Annotated in this window: 16 protein-coding genes and 1 tRNA gene; 3 read left to right on the forward strand and 14 right to left on the reverse strand. The window is 72.6% G+C overall.

The window, feature by feature from the left end:
• Positions 1-26: 26 nt before the first annotated feature.
• Positions 27-713 carry a trimeric intracellular cation channel family protein gene (locus P8S73_RS03595; RefSeq protein ID WP_039101713.1) on the reverse strand — a complete coding sequence of 229 codons (687 nt, stop codon included), beginning with the start codon at positions 711-713 and terminating at the stop codon, positions 27-29.
• Positions 714-824: 111 nt separating this feature from the next.
• Between P8S73_RS03595 and P8S73_RS03600 the strand changes: the two genes are divergently transcribed.
• Both P8S73_RS03600 and P8S73_RS03605 read left to right on the forward strand, forming a co-directional pair.
• A complete protein-coding gene (locus P8S73_RS03600) occupies positions 825-1,265 on the forward strand; it encodes a GNAT family N-acetyltransferase (protein WP_102613207.1) in 441 nt (146 codons plus the stop codon).
• Positions 1,258-2,613 (forward strand): carboxylesterase family protein, encoded by a 1,356-nt coding sequence (locus P8S73_RS03605; RefSeq protein ID WP_102613208.1) that lies wholly within the window; start codon positions 1,258-1,260, stop codon positions 2,611-2,613. Before P8S73_RS03600 ends, P8S73_RS03605 begins: the two co-directional genes overlap by 8 nt.
• A 31-nt stretch (positions 2,614-2,644) precedes the next feature.
• Here the strand turns inward: P8S73_RS03605 and P8S73_RS03610 are convergent, their stop codons facing one another.
• The 8 genes from P8S73_RS03610 to P8S73_RS03645 all read right to left on the reverse strand — a co-directional run bounded on the left by P8S73_RS03610 (position 2,645) and on the right by P8S73_RS03645 (position 9,676).
• Complete coding sequence (locus P8S73_RS03610; protein ID WP_102613209.1) at positions 2,645-3,223, reverse strand: mismatch-specific DNA-glycosylase; 579 nt, start codon at positions 3,221-3,223, stop codon at positions 2,645-2,647.
• A gap of 52 nt (positions 3,224-3,275) precedes the next feature.
• A complete protein-coding gene (locus tag P8S73_RS03615) occupies positions 3,276-4,187 on the reverse strand; it encodes a DMT family transporter (RefSeq protein WP_102613210.1) in 912 nt (303 codons plus the stop codon).
• 2 nt (positions 4,188-4,189) lie between these two features.
• Positions 4,190-5,017, reverse strand: coding sequence for an alpha/beta fold hydrolase (locus tag P8S73_RS03620; RefSeq protein ID WP_121241082.1), 828 nt, complete (start codon positions 5,015-5,017; stop codon positions 4,190-4,192).
• Between the two features lie 221 nt (positions 5,018-5,238).
• Positions 5,239-5,718 carry a DUF2231 domain-containing protein gene (locus tag P8S73_RS03625; RefSeq protein WP_144802276.1) on the reverse strand — a complete coding sequence of 160 codons (480 nt, stop codon included), beginning with the start codon at positions 5,716-5,718 and terminating at the stop codon, positions 5,239-5,241.
• Positions 5,719-5,889: 171 nt separating this feature from the next.
• The gene (locus tag P8S73_RS03630) at positions 5,890-6,261 is read right to left on the reverse strand and encodes a DUF3072 domain-containing protein (RefSeq protein WP_047978062.1); all 372 of its coding nucleotides are present in this window, start codon (positions 6,259-6,261) and stop codon (positions 5,890-5,892) included.
• 208 nt (positions 6,262-6,469) lie between these two features.
• On the reverse strand, positions 6,470-8,257 hold the full coding sequence (gene selB / locus P8S73_RS03635) for a selenocysteine-specific translation elongation factor (protein ID WP_144802280.1): 1,788 nt from the start codon (positions 8,255-8,257) through the stop codon (positions 6,470-6,472).
• Positions 8,257-9,564, reverse strand: coding sequence for an L-seryl-tRNA(Sec) selenium transferase (gene selA, locus P8S73_RS03640; protein WP_144802283.1), 1,308 nt, complete (start codon positions 9,562-9,564; stop codon positions 8,257-8,259). Before selA ends, selB begins: the two co-directional genes overlap by 1 nt.
• Before the next feature lie 17 nt (positions 9,565-9,581).
• Positions 9,582-9,676, reverse strand: a tRNA-Sec gene (locus P8S73_RS03645).
• A gap of 73 nt (positions 9,677-9,749) precedes the next feature.
• Here P8S73_RS03645 and selD point away from each other — a divergent pair.
• Positions 9,750-10,787, forward strand: coding sequence for a selenide, water dikinase SelD (gene selD / locus P8S73_RS03650; protein WP_396350515.1), 1,038 nt, complete (start codon positions 9,750-9,752; stop codon positions 10,785-10,787).
• A gap of 79 nt (positions 10,788-10,866) precedes the next feature.
• Here selD and nrfD read toward each other — a convergent pair whose 3' ends face one another.
• From nrfD to P8S73_RS03675, 5 genes are all read right to left on the reverse strand, one after another.
• On the reverse strand, positions 10,867-11,964 hold the full coding sequence (gene nrfD / locus P8S73_RS03655; protein WP_039101706.1) for an NrfD/PsrC family molybdoenzyme membrane anchor subunit: 1,098 nt from the start codon (positions 11,962-11,964) through the stop codon (positions 10,867-10,869).
• Positions 11,961-13,205, reverse strand: coding sequence for a 4Fe-4S dicluster domain-containing protein (locus P8S73_RS03660; protein WP_039101705.1), 1,245 nt, complete (start codon positions 13,203-13,205; stop codon positions 11,961-11,963). The genes nrfD and P8S73_RS03660 overlap by 4 nt, the downstream gene beginning before the upstream one ends.
• On the reverse strand, positions 13,202-16,585 hold the full coding sequence (gene fdh, locus P8S73_RS03665; protein ID WP_396350516.1) for a formate dehydrogenase: 3,384 nt from the start codon (positions 16,583-16,585) through the stop codon (positions 13,202-13,204). The genes P8S73_RS03660 and fdh overlap by 4 nt, the downstream gene beginning before the upstream one ends.
• Positions 16,586-16,780: 195 nt before the next feature.
• Positions 16,781-17,110, reverse strand: coding sequence for a hypothetical protein (locus P8S73_RS03670; RefSeq protein ID WP_039101703.1), 330 nt, complete (start codon positions 17,108-17,110; stop codon positions 16,781-16,783).
• A gap of 53 nt (positions 17,111-17,163) precedes the next feature.
• Positions 17,164-18,786 carry a Mur ligase family protein gene (locus P8S73_RS03675; protein WP_396350517.1) on the reverse strand — a complete coding sequence of 541 codons (1,623 nt, stop codon included), beginning with the start codon at positions 18,784-18,786 and terminating at the stop codon, positions 17,164-17,166.
• Positions 18,787-19,194: the final 408 nt, after the last annotated feature.

A 19,194-nucleotide genomic window follows, 5' to 3' on the forward strand; every position in this document is an offset into this window, starting at 1 on the left:
AGAACCGCGGTGCTGGGAACCAGCCGTCACTCGCGCCGCGTGCGCCTGCCCAGGACCGGACGCAGGCGCAGCTTCTTCAGGGCACTGGGGCTGAGGTTCGCCGGACCCGGAAGGCGCCAGCCGAAGCGCCGCGCGGACACGCTGACCACGGCGCTGAGCACGATCGCCCCGGCCATGCCCCACGTGGGGTGCCCGAGCTCGGAGAGCAGGGCCATCAGCGCGCTGGCCAGCAGGGCGCTCGTGGCGTAGAGCGTGTTCCCGCCGAAGATGGCGGGCAGCCGGCCCACGGCGATGTCGCGGATCATGCCGCCGCCCACCGCGGTGACCACCCCGAGCAGGATGGCCGGTGGCCACGCGAGACCCGAGCCGAGCGCCTTGACGGTGCCCGTGGCGGCCCAGCAGCCCACCGAGAGACAGTCCGCCACGAACAGCGCCCGGAAGGTCCACTTGCTGTCGAACACCAGGAGGTAGGCGATCAGGGCACCGGCGAGCGCGGAGGTGAGGTACGCCGGATTGGTCAGTGCCACGGGAAAGCCCTGCTGCAGGAGCGTGTCCCGGAGCATGCCCCCGCCCAGACCGGAGACGATTGCCAGGACCACGAAGCCCACGAGGTCCATGCGCAGCTGCCGCGCCACCACACCGCCCAGGATGCCGTTGGTGAGCACCCCCAGCAGGTCCACGAGGTCGAAGACCACCTCAGCCTGGATGTCCACCGGGTGCCTCCTCCTGTGCCGTGTCCGCCGAAAGTCCGGGAACAAGCATAGGGTCCGCAGATGCGGGTCGGCCCCCCTGCACATGTCGGACGGAGCCGTCAGACTGGTCACATGACAGACGTGCGTCCGGGATACACCCTGGTGGACTCCCCACCCTCCGTGGCCGACTACCTCGCTCTGCGCCGGGACAGCGGCATGCACCCCAAGACCGAGGAGCAGGCGGAGGCCGGGATCCACGGGGCGTGGGCGGCCGTCCACGTCCGCCACGAGGAGACCGGCGCAACGGTGGGCATGGGCCGAGTGATCGGTGACGGTGGATGGTACTTCCACGTGATCGACATGGCGGTGCTGCCCGAGCACCAGGGGCAGGGGCTGGGCAGCGCGGTGCTGCAGCGGTTGCTGGACACCATCCGCGCGGACGCTCCCCCGGGCGCCTACGTGAGCCTCATGGCGGACGGCCCGGGCCAGGCCCTCTACGCCCGCCACGGATTCCAGGACAGGGCGCCGCACACCATCGGCATGAGTCTGCGCCTGGAGGGCCCCCGTGGCTGACACCTCCGGGACCGCCAGACCAACGGGCGCACAGGCACCTCGCTGGGATGCTCCCTGCGGCACCATCATCGGGCGGCGGGACGACGCCGTGGACCGGGCCACCGGCATCCGGTACGCCCATGCGGACCGCTACGAACGGCCGCGGCCGGTGGCGGCGGCGTCGGCCCCGGTCCTGGCCACCGAGCCCGCACCCGCGTGCCCCCAGCCGCCCATGCCGTTCCTGGACGACATCGTGGGCAGCAACATCGGGGACCTGCCCCAGGACGAGGACTGCCTGCGGGTGTCGGTGACCGTTCCCGCCGACACGCCGGTGGACGCGCGGCTGCCCGTGATGATCTGGATCCACGGCGGCTCCTATGCGGCCGGCGGCGGGGACGCACCCTTCTACGACCCCGGTGCGCTCGTGGCCGAGCAGAACGTGGTGGTGGTGGCCGTGACGTACCGGCTGGGACTGCTGGGGTTCCTGGGCGACGGCAAGGAGATCCCGGCCAACCTGGGGCTGCTGGACATGGTCGCGGCGTTGCGGTGGACCGGCGAGAACATCAGCGCGTTCGGAGGGGATCCCGAGAACGTCACCCTGTTCGGACAGTCCGCTGGCGGCGACGCCGTGGCGCACCTCATGCTCGTTCCGCAGGCCCGGGGCCTGTTCCGGCGGGCGATCATCCAGAGCGCGCCCTTCGGGCTGCTGGCCGGCCGCGCGAAGATGAGCGCCCTGATGGCCACCACGGCAGCACCCCTGGCACGCGATGCCCCACTGGAGGAGGTGCGCGCCATGCAGCGGCGGGTGGCCCAGGCCGCCGTGCGCCACGGCCTCAAGGGCCAGATGCCCTTCGGGCTGCAGTACGGTCACGATCCCCTGCCCCCGGAGAATGAGCTCGACGCGGCGTGGCGGACGGCCGCACCGGACGTCGAGGTCCTGGTGGGCAGCACCACCCGTGAGGCCGCCCTGTTCACGGCCCGCATTCCGCCCCTGCTCTCCCGCATGCAGCATCCGCGCAGGGCCGGGCGCGTGGAACGGCTGCTGATCTCACCGTTCACCCAGCGCCTCTACGGGAAGGGCGCCGTGCGCTTCGCGCGGCGCCACGCAGAGGCCGGCGGCATGGGTCGGCGCTACGAGTTCTCGTGGGGCGTGGGCCGCAACCCCGTGGCCGCCGCGCACATCTCCGAGCTGCCCCTGCTGTTCCCCGGTCACGACGTGTGGGAGCACACGCCGCTGGTGGACGGCCACACCTGGGCCCGGGTGGTGCACGACGGCGCCCGCTTGCGCCGCGCGTGGGCGGACTTCGCGCGCGGTCAGGCCCCGGACAGCGATCCGCAGGCCGGGCTGAGGGTCTTCCCGCTGGAGTAACGCCGGCGCAGTCGGTGCACCCGCTGCCTGGTCAGTCGCGCTGGGCGTCCACCACTCCGGCGGCTCGCGCGATCTCCCCGTACACCCGGGCCAGATCGTCGAGGGACGAGTGGGCGTTGAGTCCGCTCGGATTGGGCGCCACGAACAGCTCGGTGCCCGGCCACGGTGACTCCTGCCACCCCACCGTGGCCTTCGGACGGTCGAAGGCCGCCCGGTAGGCGGTGATCCCCAGCACCGCAACCACGGCGGGACGCTCCCGCCGGATGAGCCGGTCCAGGCGTTTCGCCCCCTCGTGCAGCTCCTCCGTGGTGAGCTCATCCGCCCGAGCCGTGGCACGCGGACACACGTTGCTGATCCCGATGCCCCGGTCCGTCAGCTGAGCGAGCTCCGCGGGGTCGTACCCGTCTGCGGCGTCGATCCGGGTGCTCGTGATGCCCGCCCGGTGCAGCGCGGGGTAGAACCGGTTGCCGGGGCGGGCGAAGTGCGCCCCGGTGGCCGCGGTCCACAGCCCCGGGTTGATCCCCACGAACAGCAGCCGCAAGGGGTGCGGGATCAGGTCCGGCACGGTGCGGTCCCGGTAGGAGTCCAGTTCTGCGCGTGTGAAGCCCATGGCATCCGAGGATAGGGCCCGGCGCGGACACGAGCTTCTACGGCTGCCGGGTTCACGGCGCGGGCGGAGCGAGGGCCTCGGGCTGACGGGACGGCGGCCTGCGCCCGGACCGTACGGTGGCGGCGCTCGCCACGATCACGAGCCCCATGCCCGCGATCTCCCCCGGTCCCATGCCCTGCCCGAGGATCAGCCACCCCACGAGCGCGGCCACCGCGGGCGCCATGCTCACGAGGATCGAGAAGGTCTCCGCGGGAAGCCGCCGCAGTGCCGCGAGTTCAAGCGCGTACGGCAGCGCCGAGGACATGAGCGCCACGGCCACGCCCACGAGCAGCACGCGTGGCTGCAGCAGTGCCGCACCGCCGCTCACGATCCCGAACGGTGCCGCGAGCACCGCCCCCACCACCATGGCCAGGGCCAGTCCCTGGATGCCGGGGAAGGACCGCCCCGCCTGCCGGGACAGGAGGATGTAGCACGCCCACATCCCCGCCGCGGCGAGCGCGAACAGCACTCCCGCAAGATCGGGGATCTCCGTTCCCGGGCCCACACCGCTGAGCAGCAGCACCCCCGCGAGCGCGAGCCCCGCCCACAGCAGGCCACTGAGCCTGCGGGACAGCACCACGGAAAGCACCAGCGGCCCGAGCAGCTCGATGGTGACCGCCACCCCCAGCGGCAGCCGGGCGATGGCCTGGTAGATGAGCATGTTCATCCCACCCAGCGCCACCCCGAATCCGAGCACCACACCCACGTTCTGCCGGGTCACGGCACGCAGTGGCGGGCGCACGACGGCGCACAGCAGCACCGCGGCCAGCGCCAGTCGCAGGAAGACCGCCCCCAGGGCACCGACCTCGTCGAACAGCCCCACGGCGATGGCCGCACCCGTCTGGGTGACGAAGGCCGCCGCCACCACCAGGGCCACGCCCTGCCCCGTGCCGTCAGGCCGTGGGGAGCCGTCCGGGCCGGCCACGGCTAGCGGTCCTTGAGGAGGAAGGTCCGCAGGGCCATGATGAACTCCTCCGGGCGGTCCGCGTGCACCCAGTGGCTGGCGCCGCGCACGGTGATCCGCACGGTCCGGGGAAACAGCGCGCGCATGGCGGGCGCGTCCTCAGCCCGGATGTAGGGCGAGTTCTCCCCCGCAACCCACAGCACGGGCCCCGTGTAGGTGCGCCCCGCGACGTCATCCGCCGGCCACGCCCCGATGTCCCCGAGCTCGGAGTGCAGCAGGTCCAGGTTGGGCTGCCAGCCGAACCCGCCGTCCCGGTGGCGGAGATTCTGCAGGAGGAACCCGCGGACGGTGTCGTCCGGGATGTCGGCGCGCAGGGCGGCGTCGGCCTGGGAGCGGTGGGTGATGCCGGTGAGGTCCAGGCGCTTGAGGGAACCGAGCAGGTGCTCGAAGTTGCCGCGCGAAGAGGTGGTGTCCGCCTCCTGGGAGTCCACGGGGGCGATGTCCTCGACCACGAGCCGGTGCACCAGCTCCGGGTGCCGCAGGGCGAGCACCATGGCCACCTTCCCGCCCATCGAGTGCCCCACCACGTCCACGGGGCCCGCGGCGGCGAAGTCCGCGCGCAGCTGCTCGGCCACGGTGTCCGCCATAGCGGCGTAGCCGAAGGACTCCGTCCACGCGGAGTCCCCGTGGTTGGGCAGGTCCACGAGCAGGCAGCTGAACTCGGGCTGCAGCCCCTTGGCGATGTTCGTGAAGTTCTTGCCGCGTCCGAACAGCCCGTGCAGGAACACCACGCGGTGCTCCCCGGAGCCGATCAGCGTGGTCTTCAGTGTGGGCTTGGAATCCTGAGGCACGGGCGTCAATCTACTGCGCCGCGCCAACCCGCACCAAAGCCGCCGACGCCGCCCGGCCCGCCCCGCCGTCGCACGCCCGGGCCTCCCCTGGCCCGGACCCCGGTACCCAGGTCGGGGCTCGGGGCTCGGGGCTCGGGGCTCGGGGCTCGGGGCGGAGTAGAACAGGGCGTGGGCGGCGCGGAGACAGAACGGGCGGCGGCGCCGGCGCGGACACGTGCGGGTCAGTTGGGGAAGTTCCCCCACACCAGCTGCGCACCGGCGTGGCCCGTGAGCGCCACCATGACCAGGGAGAAGACCGCGGCGAGCACCGCGAGCGCCCGCAGCGCCAGCAGGAGGGTCTCCCGGCGGGTGAACCGGTCAGTGGTGAGCCAGCGCTGCGCCGCGTAGAGCAGCACCGAGATCCCGAGGCACAGCCCCACCGCCACCACCAGCAGGTCCGCGTACTGCGCGTGCGGACCCACCTGACCGGGGGCGTGCTCACTCAGACCCATGGCGGGCAGCAGAGCCTCGCCCGTGCTCTTGGCAAGCAGGGAGGCGGCGAAGGCCACGGTGCTGACCCCCACCGTGACGGCCCCGAGCCGGGCACGCCAGCGCGGCACGGTGGCCCAGAGGAGGAGAAGGATCGCACCCACGGGAGCAGCGACGACGGACAGGTGGACGAGGAGCGGATGGGCGGGCAGTCCCGCGATCGATGTGAACACGCGAACATCATCGGCCCGGAACCGGTTGCCCACAAGCAAGTTGAGGCTTTCCTGTCTCGGTGAACGTCCAGGTTGGCCGTCCAGTCCGGGTGAGGCCGTTAACTGCATGGGAAACGCCCCGCGGCAGCCTGGACATCAGGCGCACACGGGGCGTGGTTCCCGGGAGCGGGGTCAGTTCGAGGAGCCCTTGAGCCGCTCGATGTGCTCCGAGGCCTGGGCCTTGGTGAGGTCCGCGGGCAGCTCCTCGCCGGCCTGCTTGGCGAGGGTGTCCAGGTAGGACTTCTGCGCGCCGGTCATGGGTTCGTCGCCGCTGACCCAGTCCGAGGGGTCCTTCTCCAGCGTGGAGTCCTGGGCGTCACCAGTGGCGCCAATGGTCTCGCCCCGCGGTGCACCGTTCTGCGGGGTGGCGTCCTGGGGTGCCTGGTTCTGCGGCGCGCCGTTCTGAGCGGCACCGCCCTGCGGCACGGAGCCGTCCGGGGTGCCGTTCTCGAGCGGGGGCTGCTCGTTCTGCATCTGGGGGTCCTGGGCGGGGGTGTCGGTCATGGTGCTCCTCCATCGTCTCCTGGGCCGGTCTGCTCCGGTCCCGGTCTCACGGGAACGCGCCGCGGACGGTGCCGCACGGTGCCGCGCGGGCACGTCCGGCTCTGCGTCGCCCGTTGTCGTGTCCCCGAGGTTAGTGCTCCGCGGCCACCCCGGGGAGGGGGTTTCGCTCACGGCGCGCAGCCCGGGCCCGTCCGACGATCCGCACCGTTCAGCGCACGATGCTCCGGCGGTTGCCGTCCTCCCGACGGGTCCACCCCTTCGCATCGAGGTGCTCGAGCAGCGGGATCGCCACCCGGCGCGTGGTCCCCCACGCCTGCCTCGCCTGGCTCGCGGTGAAAGGCTGCGGGAGGCGGGCGAGCTCGCGCATCGCGAGCGCGGGCGCGGTGGGCAGCAGCACGACGTCGCCCGGCAGCCGCAGCAGCCGACCGAGCCGCTGCGCCGCGGCGAGTTCACGCGGACCGAGCCGCAGGGTGTCGAGGTCGTGGGCCTCGGGGGCCGCGAAGGGCTGGGCGCGCAACCGGGCCTCCAGGGCGGCCACACCCTGCTCCGCGGCGCCGAGTCCGCCCTGCCGGCCGGGCACCGCAAGGTACCCGTCTCGCTCGTCGAGCCCCGCGCGGTCGACCACGGCGGCCAGGACGCTCGCCCCGGGCTCACCGAGCACCGTGCGCGCGGCCCCGCGGGACAGCCCCGGCGCCAGCGGCTCCCGCTCGTGGCTGGCCTCCACCGCCGCGCGCAACCGGGTGGCCCACTCGTCCAGGCGCGGGGCGTGGATCCACCACTGCCCGGTGGACACCACGTCAGCCGGCGAGGCCCCGTCCGTGGGGAACCCGAGCAGCCGCAACCGGTGCAGCGGGACCGCCCCGTGCTTGACCGTCTCCGCCGCCGGGTCCCCGAGATCGGGGATCCGGGCGAGCCGGGCGGCCTCGCGGGCGCCGTCGCCGCGGCGGGTCAGCGCGGGCGGGTCCACGTCCAGCACCCGGGCACCGCCCACGACCACGCGGGCACCCGGGTAGCGCAGCACGAGCCTGTCGCCCGGCACCAGGGTCAAGCAGTGGTCCAGCTGCAGCCGGGCGTGGTCCGCGTCCAGCGGCCGGATCCTCGCGCCCACGCCCGCGGTGCCCGCGTGGACCACGAGCTCCTCGGGGACCTCGGTGAACGGCGCCCCGCGGTCCCGGCGCACCTCCAGGACCTCCGTGGCGGGCCAGGACTCGGGGGTCAGGAGCACGTCACCGCGGTGGATCGCGTCCCGGCCGGCCCCGCGCAGGTTCACGGCCACCCGGGCCGTGGGCCCGATCTGCGTCACGGAGCGGTTCTGGCTCTGCAGCGAGCGCACGGTGACGGCCTGCTCCCCCTCCACCCCGCGCAGCACCATCCGGTCCCCCGTGCGCAGCGTCCCCGCCGTGAGCGTGCCGGTGACCACGGTCCCGGCCCCCGAGATGGTGAAGGCGCGGTCGATCCACAGCCGCACGCGCGCCGTCGGGCCCGGCTCCGGCACGTCGCGCAGCACGGCGTCCAGCGCGTCGCGGAACGCCTCCAGTCCCGTGCCCCGCTGCGCGGAGACGACGACGGCGGGTGCCTCCGCGAGGCCCGTGCCGGCAAGTTCGGAGCGGGCACGGGAGATGACGGCGTCGACCCGTTCCGGGGCACGGTCCGCCTTGGTCACCACGATCAGCCCGTGGGTGATCCCGAGGGCGGCCACGGCGTCCCGGTGGTCGCCGGACTGCTCCTGCCAGCCCTCGTCCGCGGCCACCACGAAGCACACCACCGGCGCGGGCCCCACCCCCGCGAGCATGTTGCCCAGGAACCTCTCGTGGCCTGGGACATCCACGAACGCCACGTGCGTGCCCGAGGGCAGCTCGGTCCACGCGAAGCCGAGGTCGATGGTCAGCCCGCGCTGCTTCTCCTCGTCCCAGCGGTCCGGTTCGATGCCGGTGAGCGCCCGGACCAGAGTGCTCTTGCCGTGGTCCACGTGACCGGCCGTCGCCACCACGTGCATCAGCGGATCTCCTCGAGCGCTGCCGCCACGGCGTCGGTCAGCTCGTGGTCCCGGGACTCGGGCACGCAGCGCAGGTCCACGAGGCACGCGCCGTCGTGCACCCGGGGCAGCACGGCCGGGCGCCCGAGGCGCAGGGGGCGGGCGACGGCCTCGGGCAGCCGCACGGCCCATCCGTGCAGCGGGACCCCCGGGGCGCCGCCGCCACCCACACGACCGTCGTGGGGCACGACCTCCGCGTCCACCGCGGCGGCCAGGGCCTCCGCGCGTTCCCGCAGGCGACCGGGTTCCGCGTGCAGGGCGACGTCGACCGGCGGTCTGCCCCCGCGCAGGGTCGCCTCGAGGGCCGCGAGCGTGAGCTTGTCCGCGCGCACGGCCCGGGCCAGGGGGAATCGCGCCAGACGCCGAACCGTCTCGGTGCGCCCGAGCAGCAGGCCCGCCTGGGGGCCGCCGAGCAGCTTGTCCCCACTCGCGATCACCGCGTCCGCCCCGGCCTCCAGGGCCTCAGCGAGACTGGGCTCGTCCGGCAGTGCGGGGTCCGGGCTCAGCAGACCGCTGCCCACGTCCACGACGAGCGGCACGCCGTGCTCGTCCGCGAGGGACCGCAGCTCGCGCAGCGGCACCGAGGAGGTGAATCCATCCACCCGGAAGTTGCTGGGGTGGACCTTAAGAATGCAGCCCGTCTCCGGGCCCAGAGCGGCCTCGTAGTCGCCCAGGTGGGTGCGGTTGGTGGTGCCCACCTCGCGCAGCCGCGCCCCCGTGGACTCCATGAGGTCCGAGAGCCGGAATCCGGCGCCGATCTCCACGAACTCACCGCGGCTGATGACCACCTCCCGGGCACCGGCCAGGGCCGTGGTGGCGAGCACCAGCGCGGCGGCGCCGTTGGTGACGACCAGCGCGTCCTCCGCCGCAGGGCACGCCTCCAGCAGCGCCTGCCGGGCACCCGCGCCGCGCGCGGAGCGCTGCCCGGTGGCCAGGTCCAGCTCCACGTCCACGTAGCCGGCGGCGCCGAGCAGAGCCTGCCGCGCGGCGTCGGACAGCGGAGCCCGGCCCAGGTTGGTGTGCACCACCACGCCGGTCGCGTTGAGCACCGGGGTCAGGGAGCTCGCGCCGCGCGCGCTCAGGCTCGCGACCACCGTGTCCACCACGGCCTCCGGAGCGATCTCCCCGCCCCGCGCGCGGTCCTGGGCGGAGACGACGGCGGCCTGCACGGCGGCGTCGCCCAGTCCTCCGGCCGCCGCGCGGACCCGCGGGTCCGCAAGCACGCGGTCCGTGCGGGGGATGCGACGGCGGGGGTCCTCTGTGCTCACGGTGCTCCTCGGATGGTTGGCGGAGGCGGACGGGAATCGAACCCGCCAGACCGAGGTGCTCGGTCTCACCGGTTTTGAAGACCGGGGCGCCCACCAGGACACGTACGCCTCCGCGGCCGAATGTATCACCGCCCGGGGACCCGCATGCTCAGCAGGCTGTCGGAGCGCGTTCCTACACTGGCCCCATGAGTGAACGCCCCGCGGACTCCCCCGCCCAGGACCCCGCGGCCGATCTCGGCCGCCTCACGAGCTACGCCCACGGCGGAGGCTGCGCGTGCAAGATCCCCCCGGGAGAGCTGGAGGACGCGGTCCGCGGTCTCACGGGCCAGAACGCGCCGGACGTCCTGGTGGGCCTGGACGACGGCGACGACGCCGCGGCCGTGCTCGTGCGCCCGGACCTCGCGGTGGTGTCCACGGCGGACTTTTTCACCCCCGTGGTGGACAGCGCCCGCGACTGGGGCCGGATCGCCGCGGCCAACGCCCTCTCGGACGTCTACGCCATGGGCGGCACCCCCGTGGTGGCCATCAACCTGGTGGGCTGGCCGCGCGAGCTGCTGCCCATGGAGCTGATGTCCGAGGTGCTGCAGGGCGGGCTGGACGTCGCCGCGCAGGCGGGCTGCCCGGTGATCGGCGGGCACTCGATCGACGCCCCCGAGCCCACGTACGGCATGGCGGTCACGGGCACCGCGGACCCGCAGCGCCTGCTGCGCAACGACGCCGCCCGGCCCGGTCTGCCGATCACCCTCACCAAGCCGATCGGCGTGGGGCTGCTCAACAACCGGCACAAGTCCACGGGCGAGGTCTTCCCCGCGGCGATCGAGACGATGACGGCTCTCAACAGGGACGCCTCTCGGGCCGCACTGGCGGCAGGGGTCGAGGCGGCCACGGACGTGACGGGATTCGGCCTGCTGGGCCACCTCTACAAGATGTGCCGCGCCTCGGGCGTGGGCGCCACGATCGACGCCGCCGCCGTACCCCTCGTGGACGGAGCGGCCGACGCGTTGCGGGACGGATTCGTCTCGGGCGGCACGCGGCGCAACCTGGACTGGGTGCGACCCCACCTGGCAGCGGGCCCGGGCGTCACGGAGGACACCCTGCTTCTGCTCGCGGACGCCCAGACCTCGGGCGGGCTGCTCGTGGTGGGCGAGGTCCCGGGCTACCCGGTGATCGGCGAGACCACCGCGCTCCCGGAGACCGCGGACACCCTGGTCACCGTGCGCTGAGCCGGTCCTTTTCACGGCATGACCGGGGCGGCCGTGCGCGGCCACCCCGGATCACGCCTCGACAGTGTGGCCCAGTGGGTCAGCCCGCTGTGGTGATCGAGTCGTCCGTGATGCCCGCCGCGCGGCGCTTCTCGAGCCGGTTGCGCTGCGGGATCACCGTGTACTTGGGGTCCTTCACGGACTCCTTGCCGCCCCAGAACACGCCGAAGCGGGTGAGGGCCGAGGACGAGACCAGGGCGAGTCCGGAGGCCGCGGCGACCCAGCGGCGTCGCCCGCCGAGCAGCGCGCCCAGCCCGCCGGCGATCGAGAGGCGCTCGCTCCACTCGAGCCACTGGCCGGGCCTGCCCTGTTCGAGGGGCTCCACGGTCACGGGGTCCATGGCGTCCTTCATCACGCGCATGGCCACGAGTTCCCCGGCAACGCCCGCGACCGCGAAGAAGCGGGCGGGCCCGGCCTGCTCCACCGGCGTGGTGAGCATCGCCAGCCCACCGGAGGCCAGGGACGCCGAGCTCGCGAACACGAACGCCAGGTGCCCGTGCATCTCGTGCCACGTGGGCACGGCCGTGTCGCTGAGCAGCATGGCGGTGTAGGTGGCCATCGGCGCCCCGAGCACACCTGCGGCCACGCTCGTGGGCAGCTCCGCAGCGTGCAGCACGGGACGCAGCGGGCCGAGCGGCAACCGCTCCCCCGTCATCCGGTCCACTTCCACCGCCGCGGCAACCCCCGCGTTCGTGGAGAACGTCGCCAATACCCACGAACCGATGCTCATGGGCGAGGTGGGCTTGAACGTGCGCATCATGTGGAGGAAGCGCTCCGGGCGGCCGAGATCCGCCACGAGGAGAACTCCGCCGAGACCCGCCGCCGTGAGCGCGGACAGCCGGGCGTTGCGGCGCAGCGCGGGCTTCCCGGTCAGGTACCCGCCGAGGGCGAGGATCGCCGAGCCCCCGGACAGCCCGCCCAGGAACAGGTAGGTGGCGATCTTGGAGTCCCACGGCGGCGCCTTGACGATCGGGCGGCCGTAGTAGGACGTGAACTCGGTGTCCGGCACCATGGGCATCTCGCGGGAACCGTCCCCGCCGCGGCGGAACGCTCCGCCGCCCGGTCCACGGTTCCGGCGACGCCGCTTGCGCCGCGGTTCCTCGGGCGGCCGGTAGCTGTCGTACGGGGAGAGGCTCATGAGCGCTCACCCACCGTGAACGCCGCCGCGCCGAGGGCCAGCATGCCCATCACGGCCATGCCCGCGCGCTTGTACATGCGGTGCAGGTCCTTGGTGGGAACCTGCGGGTCCGGCGGCAGCCCGTAGACCTCCGGCTCGTCGAGCAGCAGGAAGATCGAGCCCGTGCCACCCACGCCGTCCTGGGGATTGGCGCCGTACAGCCGCGCCTCGGTCCTGCCCTGCTCGTGCAGCTGGGCCACCCGCTGCTGCGCCGTGGCGAGCATGCTCTCCCGTTCCCCGTACTTGATGGACGTGGTGGGGCACGCCTGCGCGCACGCGGGGGTCTGGTCGTTCTTCATGCGGTCGTAGCACAGCGTGCACTTCTGGGCGATGCCGTCCTGCGGGACCTTCACGGTGTCCGGCATGGGCGGGGCGCCCCGCTGGGTCTTCGGCTCCACCAGCCCGTCGTTGCGGCGCTCGATCACCCCGAACGGGCACCCGGCCACGCACGTGCCGCAGCCGTTGCAGATGTCCTCCTGCACCACCACGGTGCCGAACTCGGTGCGGAACAGCGCACCCGTGGGGCACACGTCCAGGCACCCGGCATGGGTGCAGTGCTTGCACACGTCCGAGGACATGAGCCAGCGGAAGTCGGGGGTGTCCAGCACCGGGGAGTCGTCCCCACCGGTGGCCGCCACAGGGGCCGCCCCACCCTCCGCAGAGCAGCCGCAACCGCCCGCCGATCCGCAGCCCGCCGGCGCGGTGACGCCCGGTGTGGACTGGGACGAGCACGCGCAACCGGGCCCAGCGGCGTCGTTCACCGGGGGCGCCCCGCACGCACGCCCGCCCGAATCCGGAACGGGAACGGCGGCGGAGTCCGCCGCAGCGGGGGCGGAGCCGCACGCGCACCCGCCCGCGGCAGGAGCCGGCGACGCCGCCGGCGGACCCACGCGCGGCATGCCCAGGCTCACGAGGGCGCGGCCGGACTCGCGGGCCTGCTCGATGCGCTCCTGGGACTGCTCGATGAACGCCACGTGGCGCCAGGTGTCCGCACCCAGACCACCGGTGTTGTCGTAGGAGGAGCCCAGGATCTCGTAGTCCGAGTCCACCGGGTTGCGATTCCACTCCTTGCACGCCACCTCGCAGGCTTTGCAGCCGATGCAGATGGACGTGTCCGTGAAGAACCCGCGCCGGTGGTGCGGGTGCTCCCAGTAGGTGTCGTCCGCGAAACTGGGGGTGGGTGTCAGGTTGTCCGTGCTCACTGCTCTTCTTCCTGGTCCGTCGCGGGGGCGCCCGGCCGCCAGGCGGTGGACTGCCCCGCGATGTCCCCGCTGTCGCGTCCTCGCAGCGGATCCTGGTCGAGCTCGCGCTCCGGATCCGTGATGCGTTCCATTCCCGTGCGCACGGTGAGCCCGGCCCGCTCCTGGTACTCGCGCACCAGTTCCATCCGCGCCGCACCGCGCGGCCGACGGCCCGGGACGATGTCGCACGAGCCCGTCTTGAAGTTCTGGATCTGCACGTTGGGGTCCAGCGTGATGCCCAGCAAGTCGTTCGCACCGTCACCCGTGACCACCGCGTCGGAGCCCGCCCCCCAGTGGTACGGCAGACCGATCTGGTGGATGGTCCTGCCCGCCACGGTGAGCGGTGTCATGCGGTCCGTGACCAGCACCTTGACCTCGATCGCGGAGCGCGGCGAGATGATGGTGGCCCACCCGTACGGTTCCAGCCCCTTGAGCTCAGCGAGCTCCGGGGAGATCTCGCAGAACATCTCGGGCTGCAGCTCGGACAGGTACGGCAGCCACCGGCTCATGCCACCGGCCGTGTGGTGCTCCGTGAGCCGGTAGGTGGTGAACACGAACGGGTAGACCCCGGTGCCCGGCGCCTCCCCGCTGGGCGCGGACAGGTTGTCCTCCCGCGGGAACATGATCCGCGCGGGATTCTGCTGCTGCGCGTACAGCGGGTTGTCCACCGGGGACTCCTGCGGCTCGTAGTGCGTGGGCAGGGGCCCGTCCATCATGCCCTTGGGCGCGAAGAGCCAGGCCTTGCCGTCCGCCTGCATGATGAAGGGGTCGTCACCGGCAAGGGCGTCCGGCCCGGTTGCCTCCGGGCCCGGCCGCGCGGAGGGCTCACGATCCAGCGGGAAGTCCGGATTGTCCTTGCCGGTCCACAGCCCCTGCTCCTGGTCCCACCACACGAGCTTCTTGCGCTCGCTCCACGGCTTGCCCTCGGGGTCCGCCGAGGCGCGGTTGTAGAGGATGCGGCGGTTCGCGGGCCACGCCCACGCCCACTGCGAGGCGATCTCGTCCTGCTGCCACCCGGGCACGCGCATGGCCGCCCGGTTGACGCGGTCCGCGTAGATGCCCGTGTAGATCCAGCAGCCACCGGACGTGGAGCCGTCCGTGCGCATCTGGCCGTAGTTGCTGAGCGGCTCACCCGCCTGCTCCCCGGTCTCGAAGCGGCCGTTGATCTCGGCCAGCACGGACACCGGGTCCACCTCACCCTGCTCGTCCAGCGGGTAGTCCCACGTGAGGTCCAGCAAGGGCCGGTCCCGGGGGTCCGTGGAGTCCGCGAGGCGTTCGCGGATCCGGTTGCCGAGCTCGAAGAAGAACTCGAGCTCGCTCTGGGCGTCCCCCGGCGGTGCCACGGCCTGGTGGCGCCACTGCACCAGACGCTGGGTCTGGGTGAAGGAGCCGGACTTCTCCACGTGCGTGGCCGCGGGCATGAAGAAGACCTCGGTGTCGATGTCCTCGGTCTTCAGCTCGCCCGAGGCGATCTCCGGACCGTCCTTCCACCACGTGGCGGACTCGATCATGTTGAGGTCCCGCACCACGAGCCATTTGAGGTGGGACATCCCCATGCGTTGCAGCCGCCCGTTGGCCGAACCCACCGCGGGGTTCTGCCCCAGCAGGAAGTACCCCTCCACCTGGTCCTTGAGCATGGACATCAGCGTCTGGTAGGTGCCGTGGGCCCCGTTGATCCGCGGAATGTAGTCGTAGGCCCAGTCGTTCTTGGCGGTGGCGGCATCCCCCCACCAGGCCTTCAGGAGGTTGACCGAGTACGCCTCAGCATTCGCCCAGTAGCCCTTCTGGCTGGTGGTGCGGATGCCGTCCACGTACTCCGAGAAGCTCTGCGCGGTGACCGAGGGCATGGGCAGGTACCCGGGCAGCAGGTTGAACAGGGTGGGGATGTCCGTGGAGCCCTGGATGGTCGCGTGCCCGCGCAGCGCCATGATGCCGCCGCCCGGGCGGCCCATGTTGCCCAGCAGCAGCTGCAGGATCGAGGCCGTGCGGATGAACTGCGCACCCAGCGTGTGCTGTGTCCAGCCCACCGCGTACGCGAAGCACGTGGTGCGCTCCCGCCCGGAGTTCTCCGTGACGGAGCGGGCGAGGTAGTCGAAGTCCTCCTCCGAGATGCCGCAGGTCTCCCGCACCATCTCCGGGGTGTACCGGGAGAAGTGGCGCTTGAGGATCTGGAACACCGTGCGCGGGTGCTGCAGGGTCTCGTCCCGCACCGGCGTGCCGGAGCCCACGGGGGCGCCGCCGCTGCCGTACTGCTGACCGCCGGCCTCCGCGCGCTCCTGACCCCCCTGGTTGCCCTCCTCGTCGGCCCGCTCCCCGTGGTCCTCGCCCTCGGTCTCGTAGCCCCAGGACTTCAGGTGGTAGGTGCCGGTCTCGGGGTCGTAGCCCGAGAAGATGCCGTCGAGGTCCTCGGCGTCCTCGAAGTCCTCGCTGACGAGGGTGGCGGCGTTGGTGTAGTGCAGCACGTACTCGTGGAACCAGAGGTCGTTGCTCAGGACGTGGTTGATCAGCGCCCCGAGCAGCACGATGTCCGAGCCCGCACGGATGGGCAGGTGCTTGTCCGACACGGCAGAGGTGCGCGTGAACCGCGGGTCCACGTGGATCACGCGGGCGCCGCGTGCCTTGGCCTCAGTGACCCACTGGAAGCCCACGGGGTGGCACTCGGCCATGTTGGAGCCCTGGATGACGATGCAGTCCGCGTTGGCCATGTCCTGCAGGGACTGGGTGGCGCCGCCGCGCCCGAAGGAGGTTCCCAGACTGGGAACCGTGGCGGAGTGTCAAATCCGGGCCTGGTTCTCGATCTGCACGGCCCCCGCCGCGGTGAACAGCTTCTTGATCAGGTAGTTCTCTTCGTTGTCCAGGGTGGCGCCGCCCAGGGACGCGATGCCCATGGTGCGCCGCAACGGCCGCCCCTGCTCGTCCGCGTCCTGCCAGCCGCGGCGTCGGGACTCCAGGAAGCGGTCGGCGATCATGTCGATGGCCGTGTCCCGGTCCAGGGGCTGCCAGTCGGCGGCGCCGGGCGCACGGTAGAGGACCTGTGTCTGGCGGCCCGGGGAGTTCACGAGCTGCTCACTCGCGGAGCCCTTGGGGCACAGGCGACCACGCGAGATCGGCGAGTCCGGGTCACCCTCGATCTGGATGACGCGCTCGTCCTTGACGTAGACCTTCTGTCCGCAACCCACGGCGCAGTACGGGCAGATGCTCTGCACCACGCGGTCCGCCGTGGCGGTGCGCGCGGTGATCTCCTGGGTCCTGCGGGACTGCACCGCACTGCTGCGGCCTGAGTGGTCCCCGGTGCGGAGCTGGCGGATGACCGGCCACTCCAGCGGGCTGAATCTGGACATGCGCCCAGGATAGACCCGTGGTCCGACAGTCACAGGTACCACGTGTGTGCCATGGTCAAAACGCCCCCGGCGCGTACCCCGGCCACTGCCTGTCCCACGGTGCACACCCGTGGCGGCCGGGGGTCGTCCCGGCCACCACGGCCGTCCCGTTCGGGGCCCGCGGCGGCGTCCTCCCGGGGTGGAGCCGGCGGGCATCTACTCCATGGGATCGGTGGGATCCTGGGCACCGTCCTGCAACGAGCGCTCGACCTCGCGGTCCGCCTGGGGGTCCGCCACGAGGGCCTCCACCTCCGGGTCTTCCGTCCCGAGCGCGGCCCCGGGGTCGGAGTCCCCCACGGCGATCTGCTCGATGTCCGCCTCTTCGGGGTGCTTCAGGGGATCCGCGTCCTCACCCCACTGGGCGTCGTCCTCCTCCCATGCGGAGTCCTCGGCACCCGTGGTCTCGATCAGGTCGTCCTCGCGGAACGTGTCCCCTGCGGCCTCCGGGTTGTCCAGAGGATTGGGATCCGGGATGGGCTGCGTCATGCGGTGCTCCTTGCCAGGTTCTCGTCCGACGCGCTGTCACGCGCACCGTCAGACTACGGCGCCACCGGGGCCGCGCTCCACCCGCTGCCGCCCCGCCCCGGGGGTGGGCCTGCCTGGGCCGGCGACGCCGCTCGGTGGCCGATCTGCCCGGCAGCCGCCCGGACCTCGTCGCTGTCCACGAACGGAACCCGTGCACCGGGCGGGCCGATCTCCATCCAGCGCTCGTGGCCCTTCCCGTACAGGGCCACGGTGTCCTGCGGGCCCGTGAGTTCCAGAGCCGTCCGAATCGCGTCCCGACGGGTGGGCGCCTCCACGACGTACGGTACGGGCTTCCCCGCGGCACGCAGCCGTTGCACTGCGGCGTCGACGCCCCGCATCACGGCCGCACGGATCGCTGCGGGATCCTCGGAGCGGGGGTTGTCGTCCGTGACCACGACGACGTCCGCGCCGGACTCGACCACCGCTCGCCCGGTGAGTTCGCGCTTGGACGTGTCCCGGTCCCCGCCGCTGCTGGCGGTGACCACGAGGCGGCCCCGGGTCCTGGCGCGCAGCGCGGACACGGACTTGGCGGTGGCATCGGGCGTGTGCGCGAAGTCCACCAGCACCGTGGGCCATCCAGGCCCCAGGTCCACCCGTTCCATGCGGCCGGGCACGCTCACCGGTCCGTCGAGCGCACGGGCCACCTCCTGCAGCGGGTGCCCGGCACCCAGGAGCATCAGCGCGGCCAGCGCGGTGTTCACGCGGTTGTGCTCCCCGGGCAGGGGTGCACGCAGCCGCATGGGGCCCCGTGGACCGTGCAGCTCGAACCCGTCCGCGCCCTCGACGCCGGCGAGGTGCCAGGTGGCGGCGCCCCCGGGCCGGGTACCCAGGGTCACGGTGGGCAGTCCTCTCCGGCGGGCCAGGCGGTCGAGGCGCCGCCCGGCGTCGTCGTCCACCACGATCACCGCGCGTGCCGCGAACTCCGGCGTGAACAGCCTCGCCTTCGCGTTGAAGTAGGACTCCATGTCCCCGTGGTAGTCCAGGTGCTCATGGGTCAGGTTGGTGAAGGCCACAGTGTCGAAGCGCACGCCGTTGACGCGCTCCTGGTCCAGGGCGTGGCTGCTGACCTCCATCACGGCCGACCGGTTGCCCGCCGCACGCATCCTGGCCAGCAGGTCCTGGACGTGCGGCGCCGAGGGTGTCGTCATGCGACTGGGCCCTCGCTGCGTGCCCACCACGGTCTCCGGGGTGCTCACGAGCCCGGGATGCTGCTCCAGACGTCGCAGGGCAGCTTCGAGGATGTAGGCCGTGGTGGTCTTGCCGTTGGTTCCCGTGACACCGAAGACGGGCAGGTGGTGGGAGGGGTGGCCGTTCAGGAGCGAGGCGAGTGGTCCCAGCACGGCACGGGGATGCTCGGCGACCAGCAGCGGAACCCCCGGGTCGCGGCCGATGGACCGCGCCCCTGCGGCGTCGGTGAGCACCGCGCCCGCTCCTGCGGCCACTGCCTCCGCGACCTTGCTTGCCCCGTGGTGGTGGCGTCCCTGCAGCGCCACGAAGAGATCCCCCGGGCGGACCTCCGTGTGGACTTCCGAGACGCCGAGGATTCTGACGTTCCCGGCCTGCTCCGCGGCACTGTCGCCCGCACGCAGCTCGGCACCCGCACAGGCCGTCAGCTCCGCAACGGTCCGGCCGTGCACCCCGCACGTCCCCATGGCACGGCTCCCCTCTCGACGGTGGTGGACCCGGCACCCGCCGGATCATCAGACTACTGATGGAAGCGCGGGAAGGGCCCCGGGATATTCCAGGACCGCGCTGGCACGGCGCGGTGACCCCGCGGGGCCGACATAATTCCATGCAATGACATGTGGAGATTGCACAAGCGAACGAAAGCGGGCACCCTGATCCTGACCGTGAGAACACGGGTCCAGGACTGCTCAAGGGGCCACCATGCAACGATTTCGGACACTCACCGCGGCATCGGCGCTGCTGATTCTCGGGGTCGGTTCACTCACCGCGTGCGGGTCCGACTCGTCGAACGAGCCGCAGTCTGCTGCCACCAGCGCACAGGTGGCAGGCCCGACGTCGGGCATTCGTTCGCAGGCGGC

The organism is Kocuria sp. ChxB, assembly GCF_044359605.1.
Taxonomy (GTDB): domain Bacteria; phylum Actinomycetota; class Actinomycetes; order Actinomycetales; family Micrococcaceae; genus Kocuria; species Kocuria rhizophila.